The organism is Phytohabitans flavus, assembly GCF_011764545.1.
GTDB lineage: Bacteria > Actinomycetota > Actinomycetes > Mycobacteriales > Micromonosporaceae > Phytohabitans > Phytohabitans flavus.
On record NZ_AP022870.1, the window covers coordinates 4,706,802 to 4,720,349 of the forward strand.

Sequence of the window (13,548 nt, forward strand, 5' to 3'; positions counted from 1 at the left end):
TCGCTGGAGACGCCATGTCCTTTACCGCCGCTGTCCGTTCAGTCCTGAGCCAGTATGCCCAATTCGGAGGGCGCGCCCGCCGGGCCGAGTACTGGTGGTTCGTCCTCTTCTCCATCCTGGTCGGCATCGCCGCCAACATCATCGACGTCATCCTGGGCACCGACTCGTCGGGATGGGGGTCCGGTGGCCTCGTCAGCGTGCTCCTCAACCTGGCGCTGTTCCTGCCCGGGCTCGCTGTCGCCGTGCGACGCCTGCACGACACCGACCGCACCGGCTGGTGGGTCCTGATCGCGCTGGTGCCGATCGTCGGGTTCATCGTCCTGCTGGTCTTCTTCCTGATGGACGGCACGCCCGGGCCGAACCGTTTCGGCCCCAGCCCGAAGGCGAGCGAGCTCTCCGCACCCGGCTGGGCCTGACACTCCTGACCGGGTCCGCCGCTCGGCGGACCAGGTCAGCTTTGTGGTGGACGCCGGGGTCCGCATCGCGGTGATCGTGGTCCGGCGGTGTCCTGGATAACCTCACGTCATGGCATTGACAGGGCGCCGCCGGTGACGATCCGGCTGGTCATCGCCGATGACCAGGCGATGGTACGGGCAGGGCTGCGGCTGATCGTCGAGACCGCCGGCGGTATCGAGGTGGTCGCCGAGGCGGCCGACGGGGAGCAGGCGGTCGCCACCGCGCGGCGGTTGCGGCCGGACGTGATGCTGATGGACATCTCGATGCCCCGGCTGGACGGGCTCGGAGCGGCCCGGCGGCTGCTCGACCAGCCACACCCGCCGAAGATCATCATGCTGACCACCTTCGATACGGACGAGAACCTGCACGCCGCGCTCCGGATCGGGGTGAGCGGCTTCCTGCTGAAGGTCTCCCCGCCCGAGCAGCTCGTGGAGGCGGTCCGGGTGGCCGCCGAGGGCGCCGCGCTGATCGACCCCGCGGTGACCGTACGGGTGATCGGGTCGTTCGCCGGGCGCCCCGAGCCGGTACGGGAGCCGGAGCTGGGGCTCACCCCACGGGAGTACGAGGTGCTGCGGCTGCTGGCCCGGGGCCTGTCCAACCCCGAGATCGCCGCCCAGCTGTACATCGGGGAGGCGACCGTCCGCACCCACGTCGGGCGGGTGCTTCAGAAGCTCGGGCTGCGGGACCGGATCCAGGCGGTGGTCTTCGGGTACGAGTCGGGCATCGTCCAGGCCGGTCGGCGGTGAGCGGGCGCGCCTGGCGGGTCTCCTGGCTGGACCTGCTGCTCGCCGCGGCGGTGTCGCTGACCGGTGTCGTCGAGTCGTACGGCCGGGCCGGCACCGGCTGGGAGCGGGTCAGCGAGCCGGCACTGCTCTCGGCCGGCGCGATCGCCGCGGGCGGGATGCTTGTGCTGCGCCGCCGCTATCCGTTGGCGATGCTGCTCGCGCTCACCGCGATGAGCGCGCTGCTGTGGGCCGTGGCGGACGACGGCTACCCGTACGTCGCCTGGCAGACCTACTCGACCCTCATCCTGGTACACACCGTCGGGAGCGCGGCACCGCTGCGCAGCTGGTACGGGATCGCCGGGCTGGCCGGCACGCTCCTGGCGTACGGGCGGATGCAGACCCTCCCGGACTCGGACTTCGCCGAGCGCATGATCACAGCGGTGTTCATCGGCGTGGCGTACACGAGCGGGATCCTGCTGCGCCGCCAGACCGAGCGCACGCTGCGGCTCGCCGAGCAGAACGCCCGGCTGGAGCTGGAGCAGGCCGAACGGGACCGGCGGGTGGTCGCCGACGAGCGCGCCCGCATCGCCCGCGAGCTGCACGACGTCATCACGCACAACGTCAGCCTGATGACGCTTCAGGCCGGCGGCATACGCGTGCTGCTCGGCAAGGACCGGACCCGCGACCGGGAACGCGACCTGCTGCGCGCCGTGGAACGCTCCGGCCGGGAGACCGTCGAGGAGCTGCGGCTGATGCTCGGCGTCCTGCGCGACCCCGATCACCCCGACGGCCCGCTGCTCCCGTCCGGCCTGGACCGGCTCGGTGAGCTCGCCCAACAGGTGGGGCAGGCGGGGCTGCGGGTCGACGTACGGGTCGAGGGCGAACCGCGCGCGCTGCGGCCCGCCGTCGACCTGTCCGCGTACCGGGTGGCCCAGGAGGCGCTCACCAACGTGCTCAAGCACGCCCGCGCCACCCGGGCCGAGGTGACCGTCGAGTACGCCGCCGATCGGCTGCTGGTACGGGTCACCGACGACGGCACCGGCCCGGCGTCCACTGTCGACGCGTCCACTGTGGATGGCCATGGCCTCGTCGGCATGCGCGAGCGCACGGCCATGCACGGTGGCTCGCTGGACGCCGGCCCCGGTCCGGACGGCGGCTACCGGGTGGTCGCCACCTTCCCGCTCTCCCACGCCGCCGCCTGAGCATCGGCCGGCGCCTGGCCGGCCCACTCGGCGTCGCTCATCCGCAGCATCCGCAGCCCGATCACGCCCGAGCCGGCCAGGTAGATCAGGCCACCGATCACCGTCCCGATCGGGAACAGCGGCACCGCCAGCAGCGCCCCGCCCACCATCGCGAACGGCGCCCACCACGGCGCTTGGCGCGCGTACGCGAGGGCGAGGCCGAGCAGCAGCAGGCCCAGCAGGCCGAGGAAGCCGGGGATCTGGAAGCCGAACATCGCCCCTGGCATGTCGAATGCCGCGTCCCCGAGCCGGGTACCCTCCTCGACGCCGAGGTTCGCCTCGAGCTGCGAGTAGAAGAAGTCGCCGAGCATCAGCCCGGAGAAGTTGACGATGCCGAGCAGCGTGAGGCCGCCGGCGAGGTGCCCGAACACCACGCCCCGGTGGCGGATCAGGTGCACCATCCCGACGATCCCGGGCACCAGCAACACCCAGCTCCAGTGCAACAGCGACGCGCTCAACGACACCCAGCCCGGGTGGCGGCCGTAGGCCCCGATGGAGTCGCTCCCCTCCCGCAACGCGGGGTCGGCGACGAGACCGGCCACGTACACAAGTGGCGCGGCGATAAGACAGATCCCGGCCGCGTAGCGACGAAACCGGAGCGGATCGGCGAGTATGGACATGACACCTTCCCTTGCGTCCATCCGCGCCCCCACCGGCGCGGATCGAGCGCACACGCTAAGGCGCCACACCACCGCGGGTCGTCCACCGCGTGGCCGACCCGGCTCCGCACCGACGCTGAGCTCAGCGAGGGTTGGCCCTGGCCCCGATGAGCTGGTCGAGGATGCCGCGGGCCTCGGCGAGCTTCGCCATGGACTTGGTGATTCTGCTGCGCTCCTCGGCCAGGGCGTCGAGCAGTTCGGGGCAGGTGGGTGCGAGCACCGTCGTGCCGTCCACGATGCAGGGCAGGATCTCGCCGATCGCGGTGGTGCCCAGGCCGGCGGAGAGCAGCAGTTGAATGTGTCGCACGGTCTGCACCGCCCGCGCGTCGTAATCCCGGTATCCACTGGAGCGCCGAGCCGGCCGCAACAGCCCCTGCTCCTCGTAGTAGCGCAGGGCGCGCGGGGTGGCACCGGTCTGCCGGGACAGTTCGCTGATCCGCATACCCATCAACAGATCAGAGACTTGACCTTCACGTCAACGTGAAGGTTTTACGCGCGGCTCGCCCAGTTTCTGGCCGAGGCCGATCTCGCGCGCCCGAAACAAGCTGAGTTGGTACGACAGGGATTGATCAGCACCGATAGGTCTTGAGAAGCGCGAGCCGGCCTGACCAGCCCTTCAGCCCATACACTGCGGCTGTGGTGATCCAGCTCGATGGGCTTGGCACGGTGCGCCTGACACCGCGTCCGGCGGTGCCCGCCCGGTTCAGCGGCGGGCAGGACGCACAGGGGCCGTACACGCTCGGCCAGCTCAACATCAAGGTGTGGCTGGACCAGTCGCCGGATCACTGCTACTCCACTCTCAAGTGGACGCTCGACGTACCGGTGGGCACCACCGTCCAGGAGGCGGCCGCCGCCGTGAGCACGCTGGTCACGTGGCACGAAGGGCTGCGCACCCGCTACCTGGGCGGCGACCCTCCGGTCCAGCGGGTCGCCGGTTCCGGCGAGCTGCCGATCGAGGTCTGGTCGGTGGACGAGGGCCAGGCCGGGCCGGTCGACCCGGCTCTGCTCGCGCACGAGCTGCTCGCGCGGCTCGCCTCCGGTATCGCGCCGGACGCGCCGCTGCCGCTGCGGGTCGCGGTGGCCGTCCGGGGCGAGCTGGTGCGGGCCGCGGTCATGGTCTTCTCCCATCTCGCCGTCGACTTCCAGGCCGTGACGGTGCTGGGCCGGGAGTTCACCGCGCTGCTCCGCGATCCGCGGCGCCCGGCCGCGGGCATCCACCAGCCGCTCGCCCAGGCCGCGGCCGAGTCGGACCCGCGCGCCCGGCGCCGCCAGGAGGCAGCCATCCGGCACTGGGAGCGGCACCTGCGCCTGATCCCCCAGTGCCTGTACGCCCGGCCGCGCACCGGACCATCCGCCGGTGGTGGGATCGGGCAGCTGTCGTCGCCGGCGGGCGCCGCCGCGCTGCGGCACATCGCGAGCCGTACCCGCACGAGCCGCCCGACGATCGTGTTCGCCGCACTGTGCGCGGTGCTCGCCCGGCGTACCGGGTACAGCGAATGCCGCTTCCCGATCCTGTCCGGAAACCGGTTCGAGCCCCGGCTTGAGCAGTACGTCGGCACGCTGGCGCAGTCGGTGCTGGTACGCCTCGACACCGGTGGCGCGACCTTCGACGAGCTGGTGCGGCGGGCGTTCGCGACGCTGCTGAGCGCCAGCCGCAACGGGGCCTGGGACGCCACCGTGGCGGCGCGGCTGCACGAGCGGGTGGCCGCCGAGCGGGGCCTGCATCTGCGGTTCGAGCCGCTCTTCAACAACCTCGTGGTGGACTCCCCGCGGCCGGCCCGCCGCCCGAGCCGGTCGAGTCGCTGGCCGGCGCGGCGTCCCGTACGCGGGTGGTGTGGCAGCCGGCGCCGCCCATGCCGGCGCTGGTCCGCTTTGACCTGTGGCAGGTGGATGGCCTGCTCCGGATCAGCGGCTGGAGCGCCGACACCGGGCGGATGGATCAAGCCGAGGGGGAGTCGCTGCTGCGCGCGGTCGAGCGGCTGCTGCTGGCGGTGGCCGGCGGCGACCTGGACGCGGCAGCCGTGGGCCCCGCCACCGGCCTCGATCCGATCGCCCGCGAGCCGGGCTGGGGGCTCGTCGACTCCTGCTGGATCGAGCTTGACGAGGTGCGGCGGCTGCTGGACGACGCGCTGGGCAGCGGCGTGGCCCGCGCGTTCCCGGAGCCGGACACGGGTCTTGTCGCCTACGTGTCCGCCGCGGAGGCGCCGGCCAGCCCCGAGGAGATCCACGCGCGCTGCCTGGCCGCCCTGCCCGGCCGCCTCACCGCGATGACCCCCAGCGGTACGTCATCTGCGACGGCACCCCGCACGACCCGAGCGACCTGGCGAGCTGGCAGCGGCTGCCGGTGCTCGCCGAGGGCTCGGGCCGTACCGTCATTTGAAGATGATCGTCCAGCCCTCCCGGCCGGCCTGCTCCGCCGTGTAGGCGACCCCGTCGACCTTGAGCCCGCCGCTGTCCAGCAGCGTGATCGTGCCGCCCTTGTTGCCGAGCTGGACCGGCAACGCCACGACGACGTTCAGCGCCGCGCCGGGCGCGATGGTGCCGGTCAGCGGCTGCCGGTGGGCAAACCTGTCGACAAGCGCCCAGCCGTCCAGCCGGACCGAAGCGGGCGAGGCGTTGAGCAGCGTGACGGTCTCCCGTTCCGGTGCGCCACCGACCGGGTTGACCAGCGCCGCGACGATGCGGACCGAGATATCGCGCGTGGGCTTCGCCGGCTCGACGATCGGATGCCCGGTGCTGTCGTCGGTGTGCCAGGCCTGCGACTGGAACGCCAGGAAGAACGCCACCCAGCGGTCCGACTCGGGCACGCGCAGCACCAGCGCCCCGTCCTGCCACACCCCGTTGTCGCTGGTGAACCGGCCGCTGTTGCCCTGGTTCATGTGCACGTCGTGGACGCCGTTGCCCGGCCGGAAGCCGAAGATCTTGTCCGCGGTATCCCGCTCCGGCCCCCACCGCTGCCCGAACACGTACGCCCGGCCACCGTCGGCGTCGATCAGCCGGCGCACGTAGTGGTCGAGGAACTCCCCAGGTCGTTGTCCGGCCCGGGCGCGGTCGTCGGCACCACCCGCATGCGCCGCGGGTCGAACAGCCCGGCGCGGATGAAGTCGAGCGCGAGCCCGCCGGCGCTGCTGGGCAGCGGCGTGAACCCGTCCGGCAGCCCATCCAGCCCGGCGGTCACGGGGTGCCGGAAGTCGTCGTCCAGGAAGAACAGCAGGTCCGGCGGGGAGAGCGAGGACCGCACGTTCACCGCGGCGCGGTAGTCGCCGTCCGGCGTCCGGAGGCGGATCTGGTAGTGCGGCGTGTCCGTCGTCTCGATGCGGCAATCGACGACGATCCCCTTGAGCACGCCGTAGCGATCGATTGGCATAACACACGGAAGCATCGCGGCTACCCTCCGCCTACGCGACTGTCCAGAACCCGGCAGCCGCGAAGCCGACACCGCCGGTATCCGGGCGCGTACTGTTGGCGGCTGCGCTGAGTGATCAGCTATGAGCTGACTACGGTTCGTGTTGATGTCACCTGGCAATTCACCCTCTTCGCGGACGCTGCATTACAGAGGGTGTGGAGGCGGAGAGTGATGGTGGATCAGGTCGCGGTCCCGGCGGTGGCGGCCGGCGCCCGTACCGGTGTCGGGACGACCGTTCTCGTCTTCAGCGGGCGATTCCGGTTCGGCATCGACAAGTGGGAGTACGTGCCGTTCGAGGTGCCGCCCGGCGTACGGCGGATCACCGTCCGGACCGCCTGGGACCGCTTCCCGGTCGTCCCGGGCCTGGCCGGCAACGTGCTCGATATCGGCATCTTCGGTACCGCCGGCTGGGAGGTGGGCAACCGGCGTGGGTTCCGGGGCTGGTCCGGTGGCGCCCGCACCTGGTTCACCGTCTCGGAGACCGACGCCACGCCGGGGTACCTGGCCGGTCCGATCGAGCCGGGCATGTGGGCGGTGGCCCTGGGCCCGGTGGTGCTCAACCCGCTGGGCATGCGCTGGCGGATCCGCGTCGAGCTGGAGTACGGCGACCGGCCACCCGTGCCGACCGTTGCCGAGCCGGCACCCCGTGCGGTACCGGACCGGGGGCCGGGCTGGTACCGGGGTGACCTGCACCTGCACTCCGTTCACTCCGACGGCCGGCGCACTCAAGACCAGGTCGCCGAGGCCGTACGCGAAGCGGGCCTGGACTTCTTCGCCTCCACCGAGCACAACACCAGCGCCGGCAACCGGGCCTGGACCGCCCAGCCCGCGGACGACCTGCTGGTACTGCCCGGACAGGAGGTCACCACCCGGCACGGGCACTGGCTCGCCGTGGGCCTGCCGCCCGAGGGCTGGGTCGACTGGCGGTACGCCCCTCGGGACGGGTCCTTCGCCGATCACGCCCGGCTGGTGCGCGACCAGGGTGGCCTGGTGATCGCCGCACACCCGGCCGTGCCGTGTCCCAGCGCCGCGTGGGAGTTCGGCTACCGGCACGTCGACGCCATCGAGGTGTGGAACGGCCACTGGAACCTCGACGACGAGGTTGCCCTCCGGATCTGGCACCGCCTACTGCGCCGTGGCCGCCGGATCGCGGCGGTGGGCGGCAGCGACTCGCACGCCCCGCACCAGCCGGTGGGCCACCCGCAGACCGAGGTCGAGACCACCGGCCTCAGCGCGGCGGCGCTCGTCGAGGGGCTGCGCCTCGGCCGCGCCTACATCACCGGTTCCAGCGCGGTCACCCTGCGCCTGACCGCCAGCGCCGGCGAACGCGGCACTGGCCCCGGCCACACCCTGCACGTGCCACCGGGCACCCCGGTCACCGTGAACGCCACGGTCAGCGGCGCGCCCGGCACCACGCTCAGGATCGTCACCGCCACCGGCCCGGTCGCCCGCACCAACATCGGCGAGTCCGGTACCGGCAGCCTGCGCTGGACCACGACCGGCGCCGCCGCGCGATTCGCCCGCGCCGAGGTACGCCGTAACAGGCCGCGCCGCTTCCCCAGCTCGATGGTCGCCCTCAGCAACCCGGTATGGCTCGCCCATCCCGACATTCCAACGGACTGCCGATAGGGGTCAGATCCCCGCGCGGGCGTCGCGGCGGCGGGTCCAGTCGATCAGGGGCTGGAGCATGCGCATCAGCTCCACACCGTCGGCGGAGAGGGTGTACCGGATCTGCACGGGCGTGCTCGGGATCACCGTGCGGGTGATCAGTCCGTCCAGCTCGAGCTCGCGCAGGCGCTGGGCGAGCAGGCGGTCGGAGATGCCGGGCACGCTGGCCTTGTACTCACCGAAGCGGCGGGCGCCACGCAGCCCGGCGAGCAGCACGGCACCGGTCCAGCGGCGACCCACCAGCTCCAGGGCGCCCTGGAAGCTCCGGCAGCCGGCGTCATCGATGTCGGGAAGGTGCATCACTTGCGGCAGCGTGCTGGTCACTAATCAAAAGTAAGTCGCTAATCCCCGGTTTGCCACTCGCGGCCCGAGGCCCGACCGTTGATCCATGACCGATTACGGACACCCGCTCAGCTTCGGGCTGAGTCTCGATCCGGACATTCGCCAGCTCGCCGAGACGCGCCGGCTGGCGCGCGCCGCGGCCGACGGCGGTCTGGACTACCTGGCCATACAGGACCACCCGTACCAGCCGCGCTACCTCGACACCTGGACGCTGATCACCCATCTGGCCACCGCGACCGAGCGGATCTCGTTCCTGCCCGACGTCGCGGACCTGCAACTGCGCCCGCCGACGATGCTGGCGAAGGCCGCGGCCTCGCTCGGCGTCCTCACCGGCGGCCGGATCGTACTCGGACTCGGCGGCGGGGCCACCGCGGACGGCGTCGCCGGGATGGGCGGCACCAGGCGCAGCGGCCGGGAGATGGTCGCGTTCACCGAGGAGGCGCTCCAGGTGATGCGGCAGGCGCTGCGCGGCGGGGAGGTGCGGTGGATCAGCGAGCAACACCGCATCGAGGGGTACGCGGCCGGCCCGAAACCGCCGTCGACGATCCCGCTCTGGCTGGGCAGCCAGCAGCCGAAGATGCTCGGCGTCACCGGGCGGCACAGCGACGGCTGGATCTCCCCGCTCAACATCTACGTTCCACCGGAGGAGGTACCCCGGCGGCAGCAGTTGATCGACGACGCGGCCCGGTCGGTGGGGCGCGACCCGACGGAGGTCCGCCGGATCTACAACGTGCTCGGCGCGATCGGCGACTTCCGGGGCGGGCGTGGCCTCGTCGGCGACGCCGCACAGTGGACGGACACGCTCAGCGAGTGGGCCGTCGAGCTGGGCTTCGACACGTTCGTCTTCTGGCCGATCACGGCGCATGAGACGCAGCTCAAGGTCTTCGCCGACGAGGTCGTCCCGGCCGTCCGCGAGCGGGTGGGCGAGTTGCGGGGGCAGCGGTGACCGCCGTACCCACGACCGTGCCGGCCGAGCTGGAGGGCCGGATCGTAACGCCGGGAGACAGCCGCTACAGGCTGCTGCGCTCCACGTACACGACGGTGGCTCGGCCCGCGGCCGTACTGCTGCCGGAGACCCCCGAACAGGTGGCCGCCGCGCTGCGTTACGCCCGGGACCGGGGCCTGCCCGTGGCCGTACGCAGCGGTGGGCACGGCCTGTCCGGCCGCTCCTCCAACAACGGCGGCGTGGTCATCGACCTCTCCGCGCTGAACCGGATCGAGGTGCTCGACCAGCGGGCCCGCCGGGTCCGGGTCGAGGCGGGCGCCCGCTGGGCCCAGGTGGCCGAAACGCTCAGTGGGTACGGGCTGGCGATCAGTTCGGGCGACCACGGCAACGTCGGCGTCGGCGGGCTGGCCACGGCCGGCGGCGTCGGCTGGCTGGTCCGGCGGTACGGCCTCACCATCGACAACATCCGGGCCGTCGACGTGGTCCTCGCCGACGGGACACTGATGCACGCCGACGCCGAGCACGAGCCAGACCTGTTCTGGGCGGTACGCGGCGCCGGCGCGGGAGTCGGCATCGTGGTGGCGTTCGAGATCGAGGCGCTGGAGCTGAGCAACGTCGGGTACGCCCAGATCGTCGTGGAGACCGACCGGCAGGGCCGCACCCTGACCCAGTGGGCCGAGGTGATGGCCGAGGCGCCGAGGGAGCTGTCCAGCGCCGTGATGCTGATGCCGTACGGGAAGAGCCTGGCCATGTCGATCACCGCGGTCGTGGCGGCGGAAAGCGCGCGGCGCGTCCGGCCGGTCGTCGCACCGCTGCTGGAGCTGGGGGTGAAGCTGCTCGACCAGCGCAGCCAGCTGGCGCCGTACCCGGCCCTGGTGCCCACCGCGCACCTGCACCCCAACACCGGCCAGCAGCCGAGCGTCACCACCAACGGCCTGCTGACCATGTCCGGCGGCAACGCTCGGGCGATCATGGAGGTGGCCAACGACCGGCGGCAGCCCCTGGTCCAGCTGCGGTCGATGGGCGGGGCGGTCAACGATGTGGCACCGGAGGCGACCGCGTACCCGCACCGGCACCAGGACACGCTGGTGATCGCCAGCACCTTCCCGCCCGGGGACGGCGCGTCGCTCGACGCCGCCTGGCGTCCGCTCGCCGGACGCGTCGACGGCGCCTACCTCAACTTCGAGAGCCGGCCGGGCCGGCGCGCCTTTGACCGCGTCTACCCGGGCGCCACCGGGGAGCGGGTCAGGCAGCTGTGGCAGCGGTACGACCCGGACGGTGTCTTCCAGCCCCAGCTGAACGAAATGGGGCGGGCGGCGACATCGTGAGGCCGGACCACAATGACGTCGTAGGCGGCTGCACCGCAGCCGCCTACGCGCAATCACCCACAAGAGTGAAGTCATTTTTTTTCGCGCACTGCCCGGACAACCGACGAAACGCTTTCATCGGTACGCATCAAGCACTGAGCCGCAATATGCGGCTAAATTCGGGTCGGCTACTGGATAGACCTACGTGGCCTCGGGGAGTAGACCGAACTATGTGGAGTCGGAGTCCGAGGAGTTCTGGTTCTGGATGGTGGTGGCGGCCGTGGTCGGCGCCACGCTGGCGACCTGGTTTCTCCCGGGCGTTCGGCACCGGGAGGGTTACACCCTTTTGATCTTCGGGTTCGCCGCCGCGATCATGTACTTCGCGTTCGAGAACAGCCCGATGGCGATATTGGCACTCGGCTTGGGGGTGGTCGGAATATTCCTGTCACCCAGGTCGCGCAAATAGCGGCGCGGTCGTTCGTTGTTGGCTTGGCGGCTACCCGGAGAGGGTGGTACGTAGCGTTCCCGGGTACGACCATTTGCGTCATGAAGGGACGCCGGTCGATGACCATAACCGCGATCGCCACCGCCATATTGCTTGTTCCCACCCCCGCTGTCGCCGCTACGCCCACTACCGTCTGGTCCGCGCCAGGGCTCACCGCCGCGTCGTTCTCGGTCGACGGCACCTTGGCGCTGCTGACCGTCAACACCTCGGCCGGCGGGCGGTTCGAGATCCGCCAGGCCGCCACCGGCGCGCTGGTCCGGACCGTTACCAGCCCGGAAAAGTTCACCGGCGCGACGATCTCGCCCGACCGGCAGGTCGTCGCGGTCACGCTCAACGACTCCTCGTCCGGGCTGACCGTGCGCACCATCCGCCTCTACCGCGCCTCCGACGGCGCGGTGCTGCGCAACGTCCGTACCACCGCGACCCGTGACCTCACCAGCGTGGACATCTCGTCGGACGGGCGGCTCGTGGCGGCGGCCGACCGCCGCACGTACGAGCAGGGTGGCCGGGTGCACGTGCACCGGGTCGCGGACGGCACGACGGTCACCGTCCTCACCACCGACGCGACCACGGGCGCGGTGCGCTTCTCGCCGGACGGCCGGTACCTCGCCGCGAACGTCCGCCTCGTCGTGAACGGCCAGTTCGCGTCGGTGGTGCGCGTGTTCCGGACGAGCGACTGGTCCACCGTGCAGACCACCGGCGTCGGCAACCTGCTGGTCCGCTGGACCCCGACAGCACCGGGATCTGGAACTCGACGATCCTGCCCGGCGCCCCCACCGGCGTGCAGCTGCTCGCGGTGCCGGGCGGCACCGTGCAGCGCTCGGTGGTGCTGGGCCAGTACGACACGGTGTCGGACGTGACCGACGACGGCGCGCTGGTGCTCGCCGGCCGCGCGGCCGCGCCCCGGCGGTCGCTGACCTTCACCGACACGGTGACCGGCCAGGCCGTCACGACGTACGACTTCGCGGGCGACGTCTTCGCCGGCGACATCAGCCGGGACGGGACGCTCTTCACCTACGTGCTCAACACGAGCGGCTACGCCGTGCAGGTCGCCCGCTTGGGGTAGCGCCTAACGGCGGGACGTCTCGGCGGCGAGAGCGGCCACGACGCGGTCGATGTCGTCGCCGGTGGTGCCCAGGCCGAAGCTGATCCGCAGCAGGGTGGCCGCCCCGGCGGCGCAGTCGTCGACCGGGGAGGCCGAGAGACCGGTCAGGCGCCGGGCGAACGGGTGCGCGCAGAACTGCCCAGCGCGCACCCCGATGCCGTGGTCGGCGCCGAGCCGCTCCGCGACCGCCGCGACATCGTGGCCGGGCAGTGCGAGGGAGACGATGCCGACGCGCGGGTGCCTGGGGTCGAAGAGGCTCACCGGCACTGCGGCCGGTACTGCCGCGAGCCCGGCCCGCAGCCGCCCCAGCAGCTCCTGCTCGCGGGCGTGCAGCGCGTCCCGGTCGGCGCTGGCGAGGGCCTCGCACACCGCCGCGATCGACACCGCGCCGAGCAGGTTGGGCGTACCGGCCTCGTGGCGCGCCGGCCCGGTCGCCCAGAAAACGTCGCCGGGGAGGTCGCCCACCGCCACGCTGGCGCCGCCGCCGCGCAGGTACGGCTCGGCCGCGTCAAGCCAGTCGGACCGGCCGGCGAGCACCCCGGCGCCGAACGGTGCGTACAGCTTGTGCCCGGAGAACGCCAGGTAGTCGGCGCCCAGGGCGGCCATGTCCACCGGCCGGTGCGGGGCGAGCTGCGCCGCGTCGACCACCGCCCGGGCTCCGTGCGAGCGGGCCACGTCGGCGAGGCCGCGTACCGGCCACACCTCCCCCGTGACGTTGCTGGCGCCGGTCACCGCGAAGACCGCCGGTCCCGCGAACACCGCCAACGCCCGGTCGAGCAGCTCGGCGGCCTCGTCCGGGTCGGGCGGCGCCGGCAGGCGTACCGCGCTCGGCCAGGGCAGCAGGTTGGCGTGGTGCTCCCCGTCGAACACCACGGTCGTGGTACCGGCCGGCAGCACGCGGGCCAGCAGGTTGAGCGCATCGGTGGTGTTGCGGGTGAACACCACCGCGTCACCGGCCCGCGCGCCGACGAAGTCACCGACTGCCTGCCGGGCCCGCTCGTACTCCAATGTGGACCTGCTGGACCGCACGCCGGCGCCCCGGTGGACGCTGCCGTACCAGGGCAGCAGCCTCTCCACCGCCTCGGCCGCGACCCGCGCGCACGGGGCGGACGCCGCGTAGTCGAGATGGGCGAACCGCACCGTCGCCCCGAACGCAGCCGGACAGGCAGATCAGCGCCGACGATGTCG

At 72.2% G+C, this 13,548-nt stretch carries 14 protein-coding genes and 1 pseudogene; 10 read left to right on the forward strand and 5 right to left on the reverse strand.

Going from position 1 to position 13,548, the window contains the following annotated elements:
- Positions 1 to 14: 14 nt before the first annotated feature.
- The 3 genes from Pflav_RS20515 (at position 15) to Pflav_RS20525 (ending at position 2,383) form a co-directional block, all read left to right on the forward strand.
- The gene (locus Pflav_RS20515; protein WP_173037588.1) at positions 15 to 416 is read left to right on the forward strand and encodes a DUF805 domain-containing protein; all 402 of its coding nucleotides are present in this window, start codon (positions 15 to 17) and stop codon (positions 414 to 416) included.
- 132 nt (positions 417 to 548) lie between these two features.
- Positions 549 to 1,202, forward strand: a complete 654-nt coding sequence (locus Pflav_RS20520; RefSeq protein ID WP_173037589.1) for a response regulator — start codon at positions 549 to 551, stop codon at positions 1,200 to 1,202.
- Positions 1,199 to 2,383 (forward strand): sensor histidine kinase, encoded by a 1,185-nt coding sequence (locus tag Pflav_RS20525; RefSeq protein ID WP_173037590.1) that lies wholly within the window; start codon positions 1,199 to 1,201, stop codon positions 2,381 to 2,383. The genes Pflav_RS20520 and Pflav_RS20525 overlap by 4 nt, the downstream gene beginning before the upstream one ends.
- Here Pflav_RS20525 and Pflav_RS20530 read toward each other — a convergent pair.
- Both Pflav_RS20530 and Pflav_RS20535 read right to left on the reverse strand, forming a co-directional pair.
- On the reverse strand, positions 2,338 to 3,042 hold the full coding sequence (locus Pflav_RS20530; RefSeq protein WP_173037591.1) for a hypothetical protein: 705 nt from the start codon (positions 3,040 to 3,042) through the stop codon (positions 2,338 to 2,340). The two genes, Pflav_RS20525 and Pflav_RS20530, sit on opposite strands and share 46 nt — an antisense overlap.
- A 121-nt stretch (positions 3,043 to 3,163) precedes the next feature.
- On the reverse strand, positions 3,164 to 3,529 hold the full coding sequence (locus Pflav_RS20535; protein ID WP_232071682.1) for a MerR family transcriptional regulator: 366 nt from the start codon (positions 3,527 to 3,529) through the stop codon (positions 3,164 to 3,166).
- A gap of 188 nt (positions 3,530 to 3,717) precedes the next feature.
- On the opposite strand from Pflav_RS20535, the gene Pflav_RS20540 reads away from it, so the two are divergent.
- A complete protein-coding gene (locus Pflav_RS20540) occupies positions 3,718 to 5,352 on the forward strand; it encodes a condensation domain-containing protein (RefSeq protein ID WP_173037592.1) in 1,635 nt (544 codons plus the stop codon).
- 101 nt (positions 5,353 to 5,453) lie between these two features.
- Here Pflav_RS20540 and Pflav_RS48010 read toward each other — a convergent pair.
- Positions 5,454 to 6,463 (reverse strand): annotated as a pseudogene (locus Pflav_RS48010) (DUF2278 family protein).
- 195 nt (positions 6,464 to 6,658) lie between these two features.
- Here Pflav_RS48010 and Pflav_RS20550 point away from each other — a divergent pair.
- A complete protein-coding gene (locus Pflav_RS20550; RefSeq protein WP_173037593.1) occupies positions 6,659 to 8,116 on the forward strand; it encodes a CehA/McbA family metallohydrolase in 1,458 nt (485 codons plus the stop codon).
- Positions 8,117 to 8,119: 3 nt separating this feature from the next.
- Here the strand turns inward: Pflav_RS20550 and Pflav_RS20555 are convergent, their stop codons facing one another.
- Positions 8,120 to 8,479: a winged helix-turn-helix transcriptional regulator gene (locus Pflav_RS20555; protein ID WP_197938664.1), complete on the reverse strand. Its 360-nt coding sequence runs from the start codon at positions 8,477 to 8,479 to the stop codon at positions 8,120 to 8,122.
- A 64-nt stretch (positions 8,480 to 8,543) separates the two neighbouring features.
- Here Pflav_RS20555 and Pflav_RS20560 point away from each other — a divergent pair, with 64 nt between their 5' ends.
- From Pflav_RS20560 to Pflav_RS20580, 5 genes are all read left to right on the forward strand, one after another.
- Positions 8,544 to 9,443 (forward strand): LLM class flavin-dependent oxidoreductase, encoded by a 900-nt coding sequence (locus Pflav_RS20560; RefSeq protein WP_173037594.1) that lies wholly within the window; start codon positions 8,544 to 8,546, stop codon positions 9,441 to 9,443.
- Positions 9,440 to 10,771, forward strand: coding sequence for an FAD-binding oxidoreductase (locus tag Pflav_RS20565; protein ID WP_173037595.1), 1,332 nt, complete (start codon positions 9,440 to 9,442; stop codon positions 10,769 to 10,771). Before Pflav_RS20560 ends, Pflav_RS20565 begins: the two co-directional genes overlap by 4 nt.
- Positions 10,772 to 10,982: 211 nt before the next feature.
- Entirely contained in the window at positions 10,983 to 11,216 is a 234-nt protein-coding gene (locus tag Pflav_RS20570; RefSeq protein WP_173037596.1) for a hypothetical protein, read from the forward strand.
- An 80-nt stretch (positions 11,217 to 11,296) separates the two neighbouring features.
- Positions 11,297 to 12,115 carry a WD40 repeat domain-containing protein gene (locus Pflav_RS20575; protein WP_232071684.1) on the forward strand — a complete coding sequence of 273 codons (819 nt, stop codon included), beginning with the start codon at positions 11,297 to 11,299 and terminating at the stop codon, positions 12,113 to 12,115.
- A complete protein-coding gene (locus Pflav_RS20580) occupies positions 12,112 to 12,321 on the forward strand; it encodes a hypothetical protein (RefSeq protein ID WP_173037598.1) in 210 nt (69 codons plus the stop codon). Before Pflav_RS20575 ends, Pflav_RS20580 begins: the two co-directional genes overlap by 4 nt.
- A 3-nt stretch (positions 12,322 to 12,324) precedes the next feature.
- Here the strand turns inward: Pflav_RS20580 and Pflav_RS20585 are convergent, their stop codons facing one another.
- Complete coding sequence (locus tag Pflav_RS20585; RefSeq protein WP_173037599.1) at positions 12,325 to 13,500, reverse strand: aminotransferase class V-fold PLP-dependent enzyme; 1,176 nt, start codon at positions 13,498 to 13,500, stop codon at positions 12,325 to 12,327.
- Positions 13,501 to 13,548 lie beyond the last annotated feature (48 nt).